General features: G+C 61.9%; 13 protein-coding genes. 3 read left to right on the forward strand and 10 right to left on the reverse strand.

The genetic code is table 11. From position 1 onward, the window contains the following. Positions 1 to 43: 43 nt before the first annotated feature. Together LDN70_RS14515 and LDN70_RS14520 are read right to left on the reverse strand one after the other, a co-directional pair. Complete coding sequence (locus LDN70_RS14515) at positions 44 to 1,798, reverse strand: glycerol-3-phosphate dehydrogenase/oxidase (RefSeq protein ID WP_166839988.1); 1,755 nt, start codon at positions 1,796 to 1,798, stop codon at positions 44 to 46. A gap of 82 nt (positions 1,799 to 1,880) precedes the next feature. Continuing rightward, positions 1,881 to 3,014 carry a GuaB3 family IMP dehydrogenase-related protein gene (locus tag LDN70_RS14520; protein WP_024817526.1) on the reverse strand — a complete coding sequence of 378 codons (1,134 nt, stop codon included), beginning with the start codon at positions 3,012 to 3,014 and terminating at the stop codon, positions 1,881 to 1,883. Positions 3,015 to 3,195: 181 nt separating this feature from the next. Between LDN70_RS14520 and LDN70_RS14525 the strand changes: the two genes are divergently transcribed. From LDN70_RS14525 to LDN70_RS14535, 3 genes are read left to right on the forward strand one after another with little or no spacing between them, the layout of a single operon-like run. After that, positions 3,196 to 4,095 (forward strand): WXG100 family type VII secretion target, encoded by a 900-nt coding sequence (locus LDN70_RS14525; RefSeq protein WP_142938422.1) that lies wholly within the window; start codon positions 3,196 to 3,198, stop codon positions 4,093 to 4,095. A 49-nt stretch (positions 4,096 to 4,144) separates the two neighbouring features. Continuing rightward, positions 4,145 to 4,774 (forward strand): hypothetical protein, encoded by a 630-nt coding sequence (locus LDN70_RS14530; protein ID WP_142938421.1) that lies wholly within the window; start codon positions 4,145 to 4,147, stop codon positions 4,772 to 4,774. A gap of 5 nt (positions 4,775 to 4,779) precedes the next feature. After that, entirely contained in the window at positions 4,780 to 5,430 is a 651-nt protein-coding gene (locus LDN70_RS14535; protein WP_142938420.1) for a hypothetical protein, read from the forward strand. Between the two features lie 3 nt (positions 5,431 to 5,433). Here the strand turns inward: LDN70_RS14535 and LDN70_RS14540 are convergent, their stop codons facing one another. The 8 genes from LDN70_RS14540 to groES form a co-directional block, all read right to left on the reverse strand. Continuing rightward, a complete protein-coding gene (locus tag LDN70_RS14540; RefSeq protein ID WP_223940615.1) occupies positions 5,434 to 7,326 on the reverse strand; it encodes an ABC transporter ATP-binding protein in 1,893 nt (630 codons plus the stop codon). A 104-nt stretch (positions 7,327 to 7,430) separates the two neighbouring features. Continuing rightward, entirely contained in the window at positions 7,431 to 8,942 is a 1,512-nt protein-coding gene (guaB, locus tag LDN70_RS14545; RefSeq protein WP_142938418.1) for an IMP dehydrogenase, read from the reverse strand. A gap of 242 nt (positions 8,943 to 9,184) precedes the next feature. After that, positions 9,185 to 11,269, reverse strand: a complete 2,085-nt coding sequence (locus LDN70_RS14550) for an acyltransferase family protein (protein ID WP_223940616.1) — start codon at positions 11,267 to 11,269, stop codon at positions 9,185 to 9,187. Continuing rightward, complete coding sequence (locus LDN70_RS14555) at positions 11,266 to 13,329, reverse strand: SGNH hydrolase domain-containing protein (protein ID WP_166839977.1); 2,064 nt, start codon at positions 13,327 to 13,329, stop codon at positions 11,266 to 11,268. Before LDN70_RS14555 ends, LDN70_RS14550 begins: the two co-directional genes overlap by 4 nt. Positions 13,330 to 13,545: 216 nt before the next feature. Next, positions 13,546 to 14,643, reverse strand: a complete 1,098-nt coding sequence (locus tag LDN70_RS14560) for a flavin-containing monooxygenase (protein WP_223940617.1) — start codon at positions 14,641 to 14,643, stop codon at positions 13,546 to 13,548. A gap of 150 nt (positions 14,644 to 14,793) precedes the next feature. Then, a complete protein-coding gene (locus LDN70_RS14565) occupies positions 14,794 to 16,428 on the reverse strand; it encodes a response regulator transcription factor (protein ID WP_223940618.1) in 1,635 nt (544 codons plus the stop codon). 162 nt (positions 16,429 to 16,590) lie between these two features. Continuing rightward, complete coding sequence (groL, locus tag LDN70_RS14570) at positions 16,591 to 18,204, reverse strand: chaperonin GroEL (protein WP_062073085.1); 1,614 nt, start codon at positions 18,202 to 18,204, stop codon at positions 16,591 to 16,593. 84 nt (positions 18,205 to 18,288) lie between these two features. Next, positions 18,289 to 18,585: a co-chaperone GroES gene (gene groES / locus LDN70_RS14575; protein ID WP_011775524.1), complete on the reverse strand. Its 297-nt coding sequence runs from the start codon at positions 18,583 to 18,585 to the stop codon at positions 18,289 to 18,291. Between the last annotated feature and the right edge of the window lie 108 nt (positions 18,586 to 18,693).

Consider the following 18,693-nt stretch of genomic DNA (forward strand, 5'->3'; position numbering starts at 1 on the left):
TGTTCCCTCCGTGTGGCCTGCAGGCCTCAATTCCTTGAGCTGGTCAGCGGAGGGGAACGATGTCATCCACTCCCATGCGCGCAGCATCGGCCGATTCGTCGTCGGGTTGCTGCTGACTAAGCCGTTCAGCTTCCACTCGCGCCAGGTAGTGCTTGATTTCGCTTTCGCGCTGAGTCTCGCTCCAGCCAAGGATTTCTCCCATCAGCTTAGCTACTACGGGCGCGGCAGACACACCCCGGTCCCATGCTTCGATGGAGATGCGGGTGCGGCGGGTCAAGACGTCGTCAACGTGCCGTGCGCCCTCATGGGTTGCTGCATAGACGACTTCGGCAGCCAAGTAGTCATCCGCACCGGGAAGAGGCTCCCCCAATTCGGGTCGGGCGGCGATGATTTCCAGAACTTCGGGGGTCATGGAGCCAAAACGGTTGAGCAGGTGCTCCACCCGCGCCACATGCACTCCCGCCTGTTCCGCCAACCTGCCGCGCCGGTTCCATGCGGCTTTGAATCCCTCGGCGCCGAGCAGCGGAATGGTTTCGGTGCAGCTGGATGGAACACGTTCATCCATGGCCCTTGTTGCCTCGTCCACGGCATCTTTGGCCATGACCCGGTAGGTTGTGTATTTCCCCCCGGCTACCACCACGAGTCCGGGCACTGGATGCGCCACTACGTGCTCGCGGGACAACTTGGCGGTGGAGTCATTGTCCCCGGCCAGCAACGGGCGGAGGCCTGCGTAAACGCCTTCCACGTCCTCACGGGTCAGCGGGCGCTTGAGGACCTTGTTGACATGTTCCAGCACATAATCGATGTCCTTGCTGGAAGCTGCCGGGTGGGCTTTGTCCAGCGTCCAATCCGTATCAGTAGTGCCGATAATCCAGTGCCGACCCCAAGGGATCACAAAGAGCACTGATTTCTCCGTGCGAAGAATCAGCCCGACGGTGGACTGGAACCGGTCGCGCGGCACCACAAGGTGGATTCCCTTGGACGCGCGGACCTTGAGCTGGCCACGGTCGGTCACCATAGCCTGCGTTTCGTCAGTCCAGACGCCAGTGGCGTTGACCACTTGCTTGGCCCGTATCTCGAAGACGCTACCGTCCTCCTGGTTTTCCACCTTGGCCCCAACAACGCGTTCCCCTTCACGGAGGAAGTCCACCACACGTACGCGATTCGCTGCGTGGGCTCCATAGTGTGCCGCGGTCCTTACGACGTTGACCACCAGACGCGCATCGTCTACCTGTGCGTCGTAATAGCGGATGGAACCTACGAAGGCATCTTCCTTGAGGCTGGGAGCCGCGCGGAGGGTTCCACGCCGGAACAGGTGCTTATGCATGGGGACGCCCCGGCTGTTGCCGGACGTCAAACCCAGAGTGTCATAGAGCATAATCCCAGCACCCACATACGGGCGCTCCCAGATACGGCGGGTCAGTGGGTACAGAAAAGGTACTGGGCGCACCAGGTGCGGTGCGATGCGCTGTATCAGCAGCCCCCGCTCTTGGAGCGCTTCCTGGACGAGGCCAAAATCCAGCATCTCCAAATACCGCAGTCCGCCGTGAATGAGCTTTGAGGATCGGGACGACGTACCGGACGACCAGTCCCTTGCCTCCACGATGCCTACGGTGAGGCCACGCGTCACGGCATCCAAAGCCGCACCGGCGCCCACCACACCGCCCCCGACAATCAGGATGTCGAGCTCTTTGCCCGCCTGGGCGGTGGACTTTAAGACTTCGATTGATGCGGCGCGGGATTCCGGGCTTAGTGCTCCCGGTGAATTCACCTGTGGACCGCCTGCGACATTGCTCATCGGACCCCTCCTCAAACGCAACAGCTTGGTAGTCCCCTACCCTACTTGCTGCTCGCCGCCTTGGGCAGGGGCTCCCGGAGGCTTAGCCGAGATACGGCGAGACGACGACGTCCACCCGCTGGAACTCTTTCAGGTCCGAGTAGCCGGTGGTCGCCATCGAGCGGCGCAGGGCGCCAATCAGGTTGGACGTTCCATCGGTATGGTGGCCTGGTCCGAACAGGACCTCCTCAAGCGGGCCCACGGTGCCCACGTTGACGCGGTCACCACGCGGAGACTCGAGGTGGTGGGCTTCCGGACCCCAGTGCCAGCCACGGCCAGGGGCTTCTTCGGCGCGGGCAAGGGCGCTTCCGAGCATTACGGCATCCGCACCCATGGCGATTGCCTTGACGATGTCGCCGGAGCTGCCCATGCCGCCGTCGGCAATGACGTGGACGTACCGTCCGCCGGACTCGTCCATGTAGTCGCGGCGGGCGGCAGCGACGTCGGAGATAGCGGAAGCCATGGGTGAATGTATACCCAACGCACGGCGGGTGGTGCTTGTGGCGCCGCCTCCAAATCCGACCAGGACGCCGGCAGCACCTGTTCGCATCAAGTGAAGGGCAGGGGTATATCCGGCTGCACCGCCAACGATGACGGGAACATCAAGTTCGTAGATGAACTGCTTGAGGTTGAGCGGTTCGTGGTTCTTGGAGACATGCTCGGCTGAGACGGTGGTGCCACGAATAACAAAGATGTCGACGCCGGCAGCCACCACAGTCTTGTAGTGCTCCTGGGTGCGCTGCGGCGTGAGGGAACCGGCTACGGTCACGCCCGCGGCGCGGATCTCAGCCAGGCGGGAGCTGATGAGTTCCGGCTGCACGGGAGCCTGGTACAAGTCCTGCATGCGCCGGGTGACGGCTGGGCTACTGGTCTCGTCCGCCAGGGCGGCGATCTCGTCGAGCACCTTCTGCGGGTCTTCGTACCGGGTCCACAGTCCTTCAAGGTCCAGGACACCCAGCCCGCCCAAGCGCCCCAAGGCGATGGCGGACTCAGGTGACATCACAGAGTCCATGGGCGCGGCGATGACGGGCATGTCGAACTTGTAGGCGTCGATCTGCCACGAAACCGAGACGTCCTTCGGATCACGCGTCCGTCGGTTGGGAACGATCGCGATGTCATCCAGGGAGTAGGCACGACGCCCACGCTTGCCACGGCCAATCTCAATCTCATAAGTCACGGCTCTTACTTTACTGGACCCCTCCCGGAACCCCGATTCGAGGAATCAAGTGTGTCCCCGGCAACGGAAGCATCCCCGCGCGTGCCGGGCAGCTTTCCACATGGGCAGGGCTGCCCATGGCAGAGGCCCGGACGCATCCGATAGCCTGCGAAACCATACGCACATCTTGCAAGGGGGAACCATGGCGCCTGGGTTATACGGAGCCGACATTGAACAGCTCAACTCGCTATCCCAACAAATGGGACAAGCGGGAAGCCGGCTCCAGAACCAGGAACTCCAGGTCAATGGCCTGATCTCGGGCGTTGCGTGGAAGGGAGCCGACGGCGAGCGCTTTCGCCGCGAATGGAACAGCACCCTGCGGCCTATGTTGCACAGGGCCTCCCGTTCCTTGGATGACGCCTCCAGAATGCTGCGCGCCCAGGCTGATGAACAGCAAAAGGCCAGCACCCAGGGCGGGTCCTCCAGCGGAGGGTCTACGGAGGCCAACAGCCCGCAGGCTCCCGGCGGCACTGTCAACGACGACACCGCGACCACTGGGTGGGAGGGGCTGTTGGGCGTCACCGGCAGCCAGGGTTGGTGGGCCGGCAACGCCCTCGTCACCGCCAGCGGTTTGGCGACGGACTCAATTCTTACCCAGATGGCCAAGGGCGGGTTGGTCACGGAACTGACCCGGTGGCCTTGGCTCAGTGCCCAGTACGGCCAGGCGGCAGGCGCCGGGTATGTCAGGGGCACCCAACTGCTCAACGGCAGTTCAATGCTCGGGCGGTTGTCGGGGGCCTTGGGCTTTGTCACCGGCGGAATTCAGGTCTACCAGGGTATCCAGACGGGTCATCCCGGAATGGCGGTGGACGGCGGAATCTCCGCCGCGTTGGCCGTGGGTAGCTTTTTTCCGGTGGTTGGCCCTGCCTGCGCCATCGCCGGCATCGCCTGGGGTGGCTTGGGCCTCCTGGCGACGAACATGGGCTACGACTCCGCGTCCTCCATGATCGCTGATGGCGCAGAACATGTCTGGGAAGGAGCACAGGACGCCGCCGGAGCAATAGCCGACGGCGCAAAGAAGGTCTGGGGATGGCTTACATGATCGCGCCACTTCCTACACTGGACAGAGCAACCCATAACAGAAGGCAGAAATGACCACCCAGACAGAAGAAACCCAGGCATTGCTCATCACCGAACACGAGCTCATCGCCCTCATTGCGCTGGCCGGCACCGACGGCGCACTGAAATGCCAGACCCTCTTCCGCCTCGATCACGCCGCCGGGTCGCCGCTGGAACAGGCCGGTGTTGCCACGCTGTTGGAACGTGGGTTGATGAAGATCGAAAACGACGCACTCCTGCCGGTTGGGCCGGCCGCCACCGTTACGGCTGTCCTGGCGGATGCCACGGCATGGCTGGAAACAGCCCTGGTCACCCCGGCCTCGGAACACGTTTCCTTCATGTTCGGCGCCGAGCAGGGTGCCCTGTTGCTCAATCTGAGCAAGTACGGCGTTCACGAGCTGCACCCCATTACGGGCTCCGAAGGTATGGTCACCACCGCAGTGCAGATGGCTGACTATTACCTGAATCAGGCGCCGGACGGCTTTCCCGCGGCCGCAACTACCCGCCGGCACTTCAACGACGGAACCTCCCGAGCGGTGCACGTCAAAGCTGAGGCCGACGGTTCCCTGTCAATCGCTGCGGGCGAAGGCGAAAATCTCGACTCTACGGCCCTAACGCGTGATCAACTCGACGCACGGGTCCGCGCAGGCTTGGAGCGATAGCCCCGGTGAGCTACCAGTCAGGCCCTGCACCGCTTTACCACTCAGACCGTTCCCTTGACTATTGGCTTTCCCCGGAGCTCTCGGCCATCACCCCGACGAATGCGCGTTCCCGCCTGCGTGAGCTCGCCAGCGCCCGGGGAGCTTACATGGGCGCGTGGGCTGCGGGAATCGGAGTGGGCGGGTTCCTTGTCCTCCTGGGTGTAGTCCTAGCTGTTCGGTTCGGCACCCCGGTAACGCTGGCTGCCCTCGGCATTCCCGGCGCAGCCCTCGCCGTCCTGTGCGGAATCTACTTCGCGCGGGTTAGGAACCGGTTGCCACGGACAGACCGGGCGCTGGTCAATCGTGGTCCTGGAAACCTGCGCGGTGCATTCTCTTTTGTGGCGTTCGTCCTGCTCGTCTTCACGGGACTGTTTGCTTTCACGGCCAAACCGTCCACCTGGCAGGATCCTGCCGCGCTGCTAACGCTGGTTACGGTTCTTGCCTTCATGGTGTCGCTCCTGGTGGTTGGGATCATCGTCCCGGCCACCATCGCGGGCCGTTCGAGGGAGTCGCTTCGCCGCAAGGCTGCAACTGATCCCCACTTCCGGGCGCTTCTGGAGCAGGACCTCGCCACGTGGCGTGATCCCTACGGCAACGCAGGATACGGCCCGCTCTAAGCCTCAGGGTGTGTTCTGAGTGCTCTCATCCACGGAGAGCTGAGATTCGAACATCCGGAAATAGCGGCCCCGCAACGCTACGAGTTCCTTGTGTGTCCCTTGCTCAGCAACGCGCCCGTCCTCCAGCATGTACACGATGTCCGCCTTCTCGATGGTGGCCAAGCGGTGGCTGATGGCAATGATGGTGCTGCTCCGGTCCGCGAAGAGCCTGGTGAAGATGCGGTGCTCCGCCAGGGCATCAATGGCAGATGTGGGCTCGTCCATGACCATGAACGAGGCATCCCGGTAGAAGTTACGGGCCATCGCCAGCCTCTGCCATTGGCCACCTGAAAGCCCGCTTCCCTTCCGTCCCCTGGGGTCCTCCATCCAGTTACTGACGTGGTTCTCCAGACCGTTGGGCAACTTGTTGATGAACTCCATGGCTTCGGCGTCCGAGGCCGCCCGCCGGATGCGGGTGTCGTCACGGGGCTGGTCAACATCTCCCAGATAGATGTTCTCCGCAGCGGTAGCGAATTCGTATTTCAGGAACTCCTGGCTCAGAACCGCGAGGTGCCGGTGCCAGCTGGTGACGTCAATCGTGGTGAGGTCCACGCCGTCCAGAAGGACCTGGCCGGAATCGGGCCGGTATAAACCAGCCAGGATGCGGATCAGCGTGGACTTGCCGGCACCGTTCTCCCCCACAATGGCGATGTGCTGGCCGGCCTTGATGGTCATGGATATGCCCTTGATGACCTCAATGTCGCTCCCGGTGTAACTGAACCGGATGTCCCGCAGTTCCACCATGGTTGGCGACTTCGGGAGCGGTTCCTCTTGTCCGCTGGGAACGGGAAGTGCCATGAAAAGCTCGTAGTCTTTGAGGTTGGCCAGGTCCTCATCAATGGAACTCAGCGACGAGACGAGGCTGTTGGCCGTGGACAGGGCACGGCTCACAATCTGCTGCACGTAAAGGAATTGCCCCACCGGCTGCGCCCTCGCGATGATCTGCCCCACCACCCAAACCAAGGACACAACCTCGGCTCCGTATTGAAGGGCATCAGCGGCCAGCTGCTTGGGGATGTAGCGCTTTTGGAAATCAAGGCGCCTGCGTTCGTCAGCGTCGCGAAGCCTGGACCTCAGGTCCATGAGATACCCAACGATCCCGTAAAGCCGCATCTCTGCGATGTGCTGGGGCCGGAGGAGGTTCTGTTCGATCATGCGGCGTTGCCGCCGCGAATCCACCTGCGTATTCCAGTGCGCGATCTGCTCGCGGGACAGTTTGAACTGCAGGTAGACGCTGGGCACGATGGCAACCAGCACAATGACCGCGATCCACCAGCTGACAAGCAACAAAGCACCAATGGCCAGGACCACTGAGACGAACTGGGTGAAAATGGCTGCGATACGGTCCAGCACACGGGCGTAAGAATCGGAGAACCTTTTGGCGCGGTCGTAAAGATCCACTGTTTCTTTGTCGTCATAGCGCCAGAACTCCAACGCCAGAAAACGCTGGTACATCATGTCCCCCACGATCGCACCGACTTTGAAGCTCATCAGCTGCTGGATGTACCGGTCCACGCTGTTGAAGGCTCCCCAGAACAAGCCCAGCGCCGCCGTGATGATGACGTACAGGATGGCCCGTGGACCGGCGTCGGGGTCTCCCGCATAACCTGCTGCCAGCGCGGTGGTGGTGAGGGCCGCGAAATACGTGGTGACCAGCGGAAGGGTGGCCGAAATCAAGGACCCTGCCACCTTCATGATGACCGCACCAGGTGAGGCTTTGAAACTCACCTTGAGGACCTGCCCGACGGCGCGTGCATAAGGACGCAGGGCCAACTTGCGGGGCGGCGTCTTGCCCGGTGGGAAGGCATTTAGCCTGATCGACTCCGGGTGCCGCGGTTGCGCGGGCTTTTCTGACATGTGCCCAGCCTATTCTTCGGGACCGACAATTCTGCCGCGTCATGTTAAACAGTTGTTCCCCGTGGAAACTTCCACGGGGAACAACTGTTGATGCAGGTGATGGATCAGCGGGAACCGTAGTTGGGTGCCTCAACAGTCATCTGGATGTCATGCGGGTGGGACTCTTTGAGTCCTGCCGGGGTGATACGGACGAACTTGCCGCGTGCTTTCAGTTCCGGGATGGTGGGGGCGCCGGTGTAGAACATGGTCTGGCGGAGGCCACCAACCAGCTGGTAAGCAACCGAAGCCAGCGGACCACGGTAGGCCACACGGCCCTCGATGCCTTCCGGGATGAGCTTGTCGTCGCCGGAAACGTCCGCTTGGAAGTAGCGGTCCTTGGAGTAGGAGGTGTTCTTGCCGCGGGACTGCATGGCTCCCAGCGAACCCATGCCGCGGTAGCTCTTAAACTGCTTGCCGTTGACAAAAATCAGGTCACCCGGGGATTCCTCGCAACCGGCCAGAAGCGAGCCCAGCATGACGGTGTCTGCGCCGGCAACCAGCGCTTTGCCAATGTCGCCCGAGTACTGGAGGCCGCCGTCGGCGATCAGCGGAACTCCTGCCGGGATCGCGGCCTTGGCAGATTCGTAGATAGCGGTGATCTGCGGCACGCCAACACCGGCAACAACGCGGGTGGTGCAGATGGATCCGGGACCCACGCCCACCTTGATGCCGTCAGCGCCGGCGTCGATGAGTGCCTGGGCACCTTCCCGGGTGGCAGCCTGGCCGCCGATGATGTCCACGTGCGCAGCAATGGGATCGGACTTCAGGCGGCGGATCATGTCCAGCACGCCCTGGGAGTGTCCGTTGGCTGTATCAACGAACAGTGCGTCCACGCCAGCGTCGATGAGCTTCATGGCGCGTTCCCAGCCGTCACCGAAGAAGCCGATTGCGGCACCTACGCGGAGGCGGCCTTCGTCATCCTTGGTGGCCAACGGGTACTGTTCGGCCTTGGTGAAGTCCTTGGTGGTGATGAGGCCCATCAGGCGGCCTTGCTCGTCAACCAGCGGGAGCTTCTCGATCTTGTTGGTGGCCAGCTTGTGCGAGGCTTCCTCACGGCTGATGCCCACATGACCGGTGATGAGGGGCATCTTGGTCATGGCGTCGCTGACGCTACGCAGCGGGAATTCCGATTCCGGGATGAAGCGGGTATCGCGGTTGGTGACAATGCCCAGGAGGCGTCCGTCCGTATCCACCACGGGAAGGCCGGACACGCGGTAACGGGAACACAGCTCGTCCAGTTCCTGCAGCGTTGCCTGCGGGCCAATGGTCAGCGGGTTGGTGATCATGCCGGATTCACTGCGCTTGACGCGGTCAACGTGCTCGGCTTGGTCGTCGATGGAAAGGTTGCGGTGAACCACGCCCAAACCACCTTGGCGGGCCATGGCAATGGCCATGCGCGACTCGGTCACCGTGTCCATTGCTGCTGAAAGCAAGGGCGTCTGGACGGAGATGCGCCTGGAAATGCGTGACGAGGTGTCTGCGTCGGACGGGATGACGTCCGTGTGGCCGGGCAGCAACAGGACGTCGTCGTAGGTCAGGCCAACAAAGCCAAAGGGATCGTGTTCGGGCTGGGTCATGAGTGTGCGCCTCTTACCTGGGTTTCCGGGGGCTTAACTGGTAGGGGTTGCAACTGATGACCAGCCCGTCATTACGGGACTGGCCTGTGCATGAGGTACCTGTGCAGAAGTTGCCTGCGCAGAAGGTATTGGATAAATACTAGAACCTCCGCGCCTATCGCCATATTCCGCGACGCCCGACTGTGAGCAATCGCACTGGCGGCAGGCCGGCGTCGTGCGTTTAAAACCGCGGGAGAGCGAACCTAGCTGGCGGACCAGCCGGTAGCGGCGAGCAGCCGCTGCTCAAACATTGGAATCATGGTCTGCACGTAGGTCTTGGAAAGATGGTTGTCGTCCTTGTAGACGTAGACGTTCCCCACAACAGCCGGGCATGTCCCTTGCTCGCAGATGAAGTCGCTCATGTCCATGAGATGGAGCCCTTCCACCTTGCCGACGTAGTCATCCAAGGGTGAGGAAGCCGCCAAGGATTCTTCAAGCGGAACGTTGCAGTCGGGAGAATCCTTGCCCTTTTTTTGGACGCACTCAGGCATGTTAAAGCTGAATCGCGGGTTGTCCCGGACACCCACCACATCAATTCCCAGGTCCGTGAACGGCTTGATGCCTTCAAGGTAACCGGGGACTTCGGTCTCGAAAGGCGCGTCAACGTGCGTCAGCGATGCCACCGTAAACACGGCGTCGGGTTTGTGTTCCAGAACGTAGGCAGAACTCGCCTTATTGAAGTCGTTACAGAACTCCGGGCGTTCCGGCGATTGCGCGCCAAACCGGCACCCACCCTTGAGCAGCGTGACCACTTCCCAGCCGTGCTGCTTGGCAATCGGGCCAAGTGCGGCCATGTACTGCTGGGAGTGGGAGTCACCCAACACCACAATTCGTTTGGTGACTACCTCGGGTTCCTCATTCTGCAGGCATCCCTCCAACACGGGGTCGGTGGGCACATTGTCCCCTGTGCACGCGCCGTCTACGTTGGCCCATTCGTCCTTCATGGCCGCCGGCGCCGGGATGATCAGGGCTTCTTCGCTCGGCTTACCTGCGTAATCCGGGGCCAGCGCTGCGGCGCCGGGCGTCAGTTCGTGAGGCTGATCGGCAATCGCTGCCGCTTCCGCGGTGATGGCGCTTTGCCAGGCGGTGACAGGTAGCGCCAGCAGCGCACCGCAGGCAGCAATCACGACGGCGGCCCGCCAGGACCGCACGTCCGGCCACTTCCAGCTGCGCAAGGGAAGTTCGACGAACCTCGTGGTGGCTACCGCGAGGAGAAGGGAAACCGCCATGATTCCCAAGCCCTGGAGGAGGCTCGGCTGCTTGGTGCCGGAGGCCAGGAGGAAGAACACCAACACCGGCCAGTGCCAAAGGTACAGGGCATACGAGTTGTCCCCCAGCACCACCAGCGGGCGCGAACTCAGGAGACGGTCTGCGCCGAAGCGGCTTCCGCTGTGGCCGGCGACGATCACGGCCGCGGCTGCAAGGGTTGGCCAGAGAGCCACAAAACCCGGGAAGGAACGATCCACGGGGAGCACCAGCCCGCACGCTAGCATCGCAGCAATACCGCCCCAGCCCAGGACGACACGGAGCCAGCGTCCCGGTTTCAGATAGGGAATCGTCAAGGCAAGCAGGGAACCCAGGGCGAACTCCCACAGACGGGCACGGGTATCAAAGTACGCGTATGCCTGGTTGGTGGCGGTCTGCTCCACGGAGAACACGAGCGATGCCAGAAAGACCGCACCGAAGGCGATGAACAGCAGTTGCCTGTGGCCCACGGCCTTCCGCTGCGGGAACAGCCTGGCCAGCAGCGGCTGGGCAAGGCCGACCCCGGCGAAAATCAAAGGCCACAGAATAAACACCTGGCCTTGGACGGATAACGACCAAAAATGTTGGAGCGGGCTGGCGTCCACGTGCTGCTGGGCGTAGTAGTCAACCGCGAAAGCGGCAAGCTGCCAGTTTTGGCGATACATCAGCGATGCCCACGCCTCGGTGAGGACATCCGGCCACCTGCTTTGCGGGATCAATGCCCAGGTGCCGACGAGGATCGCCAGCAGGACAACGACGACAGCGGGCAGCAGACGCTTGAACACGTGCAGCCAGTGGCGCACAAGCCTTAGTGGCGCGCGGCTTTCGAGCTTGCGCGTGAAGGACAATGTCAGAAGGAAAGCCGAAATCAGCAGGAAGACGTCCACGCCGCCGGAAACCTTACCGAGCCAGATATGGTAAGCCGCAACCATCAGCACAGCCAGGGCACGCAGCCCCTGGACTTCGGGCCGGAAGCCTGGTTTGGCCCGGGTCGCGGGCTTTTCTGCGGGAGTGGCCGGTGCGGCGGCCTTCTTCTCCATCATCGCTGCCACCCTGTCGCGGTAAACCACCTTTCATCCAACATGCCTGCCATGCTCTTGACGTAGGTTTTGGTCAGGTGGTTGTCATCCAGGTAGACGAACGTATTACCGATGATCGGCGGGCAATAGAGTCCTTGGCACATCAGGTCGGACATATCCAGCAAGGAAAGGTTCTGGTACTTGCCAGTCACCGCATCAAAGGGGCTGGGTTCGGCCAGGACGTCAGCTTTGAGCGGGCGGCAATCCGGGCTGTCCACCCCCTTGGAAAGGGTGCAATCCGTCAGGCTGTAGGTAAACCGCGGATTGTCACGCACCGCCACTACATGGATGCCCAGCCCCGTGACCTCGGGAATGAGGTCCTCGAATCCGTGTGTCAGTCTTTCATCGGGCAAGGAGGAAACAGCCGCCGTACCCACCATGAAAAGGGCGTCCGGCGCATGTTCCCGGATATGGCTGCGCACTTCACTGTTGAACTTGTTGCAGCCCGGCTCGGACTCGGGATCTTCAGTCATAAAGGGACACGCCCCGTACAGCAAGGAGTAGAGGCGCCAATGGTGCTGCTCCGCCAGCACTTCCATGGCAGCAAGCCATTGCTGGGAGTGGGAGTTGCCTACAACAAGGACCGTCTTGGTGGCATCATCTCCCACGCCGTTCTGCTTGCAGTTGTCCTGCAGCAGCTGTGATTCGGGTTTCGTGTCACCGGAGCATCCGTTGGGCAGATTGGCCCAGTCACGCCCAATCCTTTCAGCGGTGGGTTGAGTGAGCGCATTCGGAGCCGCTTCATTGACGTAGCCGGGCAGGAGGGCCTTCGCGCCGGGGTTATCAAAGACCATCCGCGCCTCCGCAGCTTGCTGGTCCAGGTCCAAGCGGTATTGGAATGCCATCAGGGGTGCGGACACCACGGCCAGGCAGGCCACGATCGCGATGACCGAGCGGCGCCTCTTTACCTCGGGCCATTTCCATTCGCGGAACGGCTTCTCCACGAATTTGGTGGTGAGGAAAGCCAGGATGAGCGACAACGCCACGATTGCCGTGCCGGACAGCCAGCCAGCGTGATCCTTTCCGCTCCAGGCCAAAGCAATCACCAGGATGGGCCAGTGCCAGAGGTAGAGCGCATACGAATTGTCACCGAGCCGTACCAGGAATTTGGAACTCAGTATCCGGTCCACACCGAAACGGCTTCCGGTCTGTCCGGCCGCAATAACGGCCACCGCAGCCAGTGTTGGCCACAATGCGACGAATCCGGGGAAGGCCGTTTGTACTTGCAGCAGGATGCCGCACGTGAGCATCGCCACCACACCAACCCAGCCCATGACAATACGGACAGGTTTGGAAAAGTTCAGGGCGGGAAGAATCAACGCCACCAACGTGCCCAGGGCGAACTCCCACAAACGGGCAAAGGTATCGAAGTATGCCACTGCCTGATTGCTGGCCGTGAAAATGATGGAGTAGACAAACGAGACCAGGAAGATGATGGCAAAGACGTACACCAACGTGGCCCGGTATCGCAGGGCGAAGCGTCGGCACACCAGCGCTGCAGTGGCGAAAATGACGGGCCACAGAATGAATACCTGACCCTGGATGGACAGCGACCAGAAGTGCTGCACAGGGCTGGCCATGCTGTGGTCAGTGGCGTAATAGTCCACGGCCAGATCCTGCAGCAGCCGGTTTTCGAAGTAGAACAGCGACGCCCAGGTTTGCTGGACAATCTCGAACCATCGCGTGGCCGGCAGGAAAATAAAGGTTGCTGCCAGAGTTGACACAAGAACCACGACCACGGCGGGTAGCAGCCGTCTGAACAAGTGCAGCCAGTGCCGCACGAGGTCCATGGGACGGCCTTGTTTGTACCGGCCCGTGAACTGGAGAGTCATAAGGAATGCGGAGATCAAAAGGAAGACATCAACGCCGCCGGAGACCCTGCCGATCCAGATGTGGTAGCTCACCACCATAAGGACAGCCAAGGACCGAAGGCCTTGGATTTCGGGTCGGAATTTGGATTTCGCAACGGGTCCGGAAGCCCGCCTACCGTGGTGGGCAGGGGCTGGAATCGTTGGCGTCGTCACGGTAGGCAGTTCCTCAAAGCTGTGGCACAAAGCATCAATATTACGCGTTTTCAGTCACGCAACCCATGCGGGAGAGTGTTCCCGGCCGCCATTCGATGCCCCATCAGCACAGGTCCAGCCATACATTCTGCCACCCAAACCTGTGCGTGACCTGTGCTGATACTCCTGGCGCTCCTCACCCTTGACGCCCGGCACAACCCACTACGACGTGAGCTATTACACGTTGACGAGGCCGCTGGAACGCGGCGCCGTGACCCGCCCGGCGAGGTATCGGGCGTCCCGGCAGGCACCGGGCAGCGTTGCCGAGGCTGCCGCGAACAGGAACTCCTGGCCAAGGAAGTACAGGCCCGGGACGCTGTCTGCCACTCCCCTGGTCTGCTGCGGTTCCCCGTGACTGTCGAATGCCGGCAGGTTCACCCATGAGTAATCCTCGTGATAGCCAGTGCACCATATGACGTTCGCGGCCTCCACCTGCGTCCCATCTTCCAGTACCGGGAGTCCGTCCTGCACACCAGCCAACCTGGGATGGAGGCGGACACCGGCAGCGGCCAGGTCCTTGCTCTTGGTGCGGATCAGCGGGGCCGCCATGGATTTGAACTTGGGAGCCGCTTTTCGTCCCATGGGGGTATTGAGGTTGAGCACGTAAAGGCCCAGGAAGCGGACTACCGGCAGGGCAAAACGCGCAGCTGCACGGCCATGCCGCATAGGCATCTCGGCGCTGGGCTTGCCAGCAAGAAGTGTGGGCCGGGAGCGGGCAACTTCAAGGGCAATCTCCGCACCGGAATTGCCCAGGCCCACCACCAGGACAGGGCCTTCCTTTAACTGACCGGGGTTTTTGTAATCCTGAGAGTGCAGCTGAAGGATGCTCCGATCCAGTTCGCCCGCGAAGGCAGGAACTTTGGGGATACGGTGACCACCTGTGGCGATGACCACATTCCTGCTTCTCCATTCGCGGTCTCCCGACCGGAGCACGAAAGCCTCACCCTCAGAGCTGATGTCCTCCACGCGTACGCCGGCAACGTAAGGCAATTCAAAGCGGCGCACATAGTCTTCCAAGTAGTCAGCCAGCTGATCCTTGGTGGGAAATGCCAAGGGGTCGCCGGGGAAAGGTGCGCCGGGAAGGCCGTCATACTTGGCCGGAGTGAAGAGGCGCAAGGAGTCCCAGCGTTGACGCCAAGCATCCCCTGGCCTCTGGTGCTGGTCCAGGATGAGGAAGTTCCTGCCCTGCCTTGCCAACCAGTACCCGAGCGCGAGCCCGGACTGGCCGCCACCCACAATGACGGTGTCAACTTCTGGATTGTGGTGAACGGACATCATCGTCTCCTATCTCGCTTGCAGTGGATCACTGATCTTTGCTGTGACCTGATAGGAGCCACGCTATGAGCGCGGCGCCTGGGTCCGCATCGGTCAAGTGAGCCACTCATTTCCAGCGGGATGGGTATTTCTGACCACTCGCAGTGGTTTTCAGCGAATCAGGCCGTGCTCAAAGGCGTAGCCGGTCGCGGCCGCTCTGGACGGCACCGCGAGTTTGGAAAGAATGTTGCTCACATGCCTGGCCACTGTCTTTTCACTGAGGTAAAGCTCCCGGGCGATGGTTCGGTTGGAGTGCCCACCGGCCACCAGCCGGAGCACTTCCACCTCGCGGTCAGTCAGCGGTGAGCTGCCTTTGTTCTTCTCGCCGGTGAGTTCCAGGACCTCTGCTACTGCCGGCATCGCCCCAAGATCTTCCAACTCGGCTTTGGCAGCCTCGAACTCCATGGCGGCAGAATCGGGATCGCCCAACAGGGCACACGCACGCGCCGCAAGTACCCTGCACCGGGCGGCCTGATAGGGAGCTTCGAGGCTGTACCAGATCCGCCACGCCCTTCTCGCCTCACGAAGCGCGGCCTGGGGCTCGGCTTCGACCAACAGCACCTGGGCAGCGGCATAGGCAACCAGGGCCATCTCCAATGGACGGCTGCCCTGCTGAAGAGGCTCGGACAGTTCGTCCAGCGCGAGCCTGGCAGCAGCCGCGTCGCCAGCGGCAAGTTCAACCTCGACGACGGCAGGCAGCAAGCGACGTCGATTGGCTGGGTCGGCCCCTGCCATCGCCCGCCGCATGGTGGCCTGTGCCTGGGCCGTTTTGTGCTCGGCCAGCTCAAGCAGCGCGATGCCGGGAACAGGTTCGAATCCGGTCCCGGCAGCTATGGCGTAGGCTTTCCCCGCTTCCACCAGGAAACCCTGCAGGCGAAGTACTTCGCCCTGTTGATACCAGGATCCAAACGTGGCATCCGGGTCGCCCTTCCGCACCCTGCCTTCGGCGGCCCGCGCCACCGACAGGGCCTCTTCCCACGCTCCGTGAAGTATCAACAGTTCGGCACGGTAAGCCTGGCATTGTCCACTGAACATCACCATGTCCGGGCGATCCCCGCACCAGCGTTCCAAGGCCGCAGTCCACTCGTGGGCGCGGCGCACATCGTTGGAAAGACGACAACTGCCCAAGACTGCACAGTAGATGATCCCTGCGGGGATGGGAGAGACCTCACCTGAGGTGACAGAGACCATCACTTCATCCAAAAGCTGCAAACCTTCTTCCACGTGCCCGAGGGAAACGCGGGTGGTGCCGACACCGAGCCGGCCCAAGGCCTGGAGGTCTTTGTCGTGGAAGGAGGTTCCCAGCTCCAAGGCTTTGGCGAACAGACCGTGTCCAGCTGCCGGGGCTCCACTGCGCAACAAACCGAGGGCCGCTGGAATCATGAGGTATCCCTCGGCTGCACAGGGACCTGACATACCTTCCAGCACGTGCTTGGCACGGGACAACCACCCGTTTCCTCGGGCCGGCTCTCCCATGTCCATCAGGAACATAACCAGCCAGGCCGCACACCTCGCGGCATTGTCAGTGTCTCCCATGGTCAGGAATTCGTCGTGCGCCCGGGTCAGGTACTCAATGCTTTGGCTATTCAAGCCAAGCAGCATCGCCACAGATGCCGCCAATTCGATGTCCTGCGGAGGTAGTCCGCCCTCTGAATCGGCGCGGGTGAGGCACTCAAGCGCATCGCGCCAACGGCGCTCGTGGAAGGCCGAGCGTCCCAAATCCAAGTCTGTGTCCGGAACTGTCATGGCTCACCTTGCGACCGGGAACAGACCGAATGACGCACCCAAGCCGCCCTAGTAGCGTCAGGTTACCGCCGCCGTCGTACGCTCACAATAGCCGCCCCGCGGAAAGCCGCAGACAACAGAAGCCCCGGTCAACGTGACCGGGGCTTCTGTTAAACCAGGCCGTTAGTGCTGGTGGCCTGCGTGTGCGTCTTCTTCCTCAGCCGGCTTTTCGGCAACCAGGGTCTCGGTGGTGAGAACCAGAGCAGCGATGGAAGCGGCGTTGCGGAGAGCCGAACGGGTGACCTTCACGGGGTCGATCACGCCAGCGGCGATCAGGTCCTCGTACTCGCCGGACTTGGCGTTGAAGCCGTGGTTTGCTTCCAGCTCGGAAACCTTGGCAACAACAACGAAGCCGTCGAAGCCAGCGTTCTGGGCGATCCAGCGCAGCGGCTGGACCAAGGCGCGGCGGACGATGCCCACAGCAGCTGCTGCGTCACCCTCCAGCGCCTTGACGGCCGGGGACTCGTCCAGTGCCTTGAGGGCGTGGATGAGAGCGGAACCGCCACCGGAAACGATGCCTTCTTCGAGGGCTGCACGCGTGGAGGAAACAGCGTCCTCGATGCGGTGCTTCTTTTCCTTCAGCTCAACCTCGGTGGCTGCGCCAACCTTAATCACGCCGATGCCGCCGGCCAGCTTGGCCAGGCGTTCCTGCAGCTTTTCCTTGTCCCAGTCGGAGTCCGTCCGGGTAAGCTCGGCGCGCAGCTGTGCAACGCGGTCAGCGACGTCCTCAGCCGTACCGGCACCATCAACAATGGTGGTGTTGTCCTTGGTGACTGTGATGCGGCGTGCGGTACCGAGTACCTCGAGGCCAACGGTGTCCAGGCTCAGGCCAAGGTCCGGGGAAACAACCTGGGCGCCCGTCAGCGTGGCGATGTCCTGGAGCATGGCCTTGCGGCGGTCGCCGAAGCCCGGAGCCTTGACGGCAACAACGTTGAGCGTGCCGCGGATGCGGTTGACGATCAGCGTGGACAGGGCTTCGCCTTCAATGTCTTCAGCAATGATGAAGAGCGGCTTGTTTGCCTGCAGGGCCTTCTCCAGCAGCGGCAGGAAGTCCTGCAGCGAGGAAATCTTGCCCTGGTTGATCAGGATGAGGGCGTCCTCGAGGACGGCTTCCTGGCGCTCAGCGTCGGTGACGAAGTACGGGGACAGGTAGCCCTTGTCGAACTGCATGCCCTCGGTGAGGACCAGTTCGGTCTGGGTGGTGGAGGATTCTTCAATGGTGATGACACCATCCTTGCCAACCTTGCCGAACGCTTCGGCCAGCAGTTCGCCAACCTCGTCGCTCTGTGCGGAGATGGCTGCGACGCTGGCAACCTGGGTGCCTTCGACTTCGCGGGCATTCTCCAGGAGGCGGGCGGCTACTGCTTCAACGGAAACCTCGATGCCGCGCTTGATCTCGCCCGGAGCGGCGCCGGCAGCCACGTTGCGCAGGCCTTCCTTGACCAGGGCCTGTGCCAGCACGGTGGCCGTGGTGGTGCCGTCGCCGGCAACATCGTTGGTCTTGGTGGCTACTTCCTTGGCCAGCTGTGCGCCAAGGTTCTCGTAGGGGTCATCAAGCTCAACTTCACGGGCGATGGTTACGCCATCGTTGGTGATGGTGGGTGCGCCCCACTTCTTGTCCAGCACGACGTTGCGGCCGCGCGGACCAAGCGTCACCTTGACAGTGTTGGCGAGCTTGTCGATACCGGCCTCAAGAGACCGGCGGGCAGCATCGTTAAAAGCAAGCTGCTTTGCCATGGTTGTGTCCTTTCAAGACAGAAAACCCGCACCGCTGGCGGCTGGAATCATTCCAACTCGACGGCGGTGCGGGGCTCCGGGAAGTTACTTTACGACGATCGCAAGGACGTCGCGGGCGGACAGAACGAGGTACTCGTTGCCGCCGGTCTTGACTTCGGTTCCACCGTACTTGGAGTAGATGACGACGTCGCCAACAGCTACGTCAACGGGTACGCGGTTTCCGTTGTCATCGAAGCGGCCGGGGCCGATTGCAACAACTTCGCCTTCCTGCGGCTTCTCCTGTGCGGAGTCCGGAATGACCAGGCCGGAAGCCGTGGTCTGCTCTGCTTCGAGCGGGCGAACAACAATACGATCCTCAAGAGGCTTAATCGAGACCGACACTCGGACTCTCCTTTTCATGAGCTGATTCATGGACTAAGAACTAGGGTGCCTGGGCGTTCAACCGTCGTCGCGGTGCCGGAGAACGCTTGGCGTAGTTAGCACCCTCCG

The sequence above is a fragment of the Arthrobacter sp. StoSoilB22 genome, assembly GCF_019977315.1.
GTDB lineage: Bacteria > Actinomycetota > Actinomycetes > Actinomycetales > Micrococcaceae > Arthrobacter.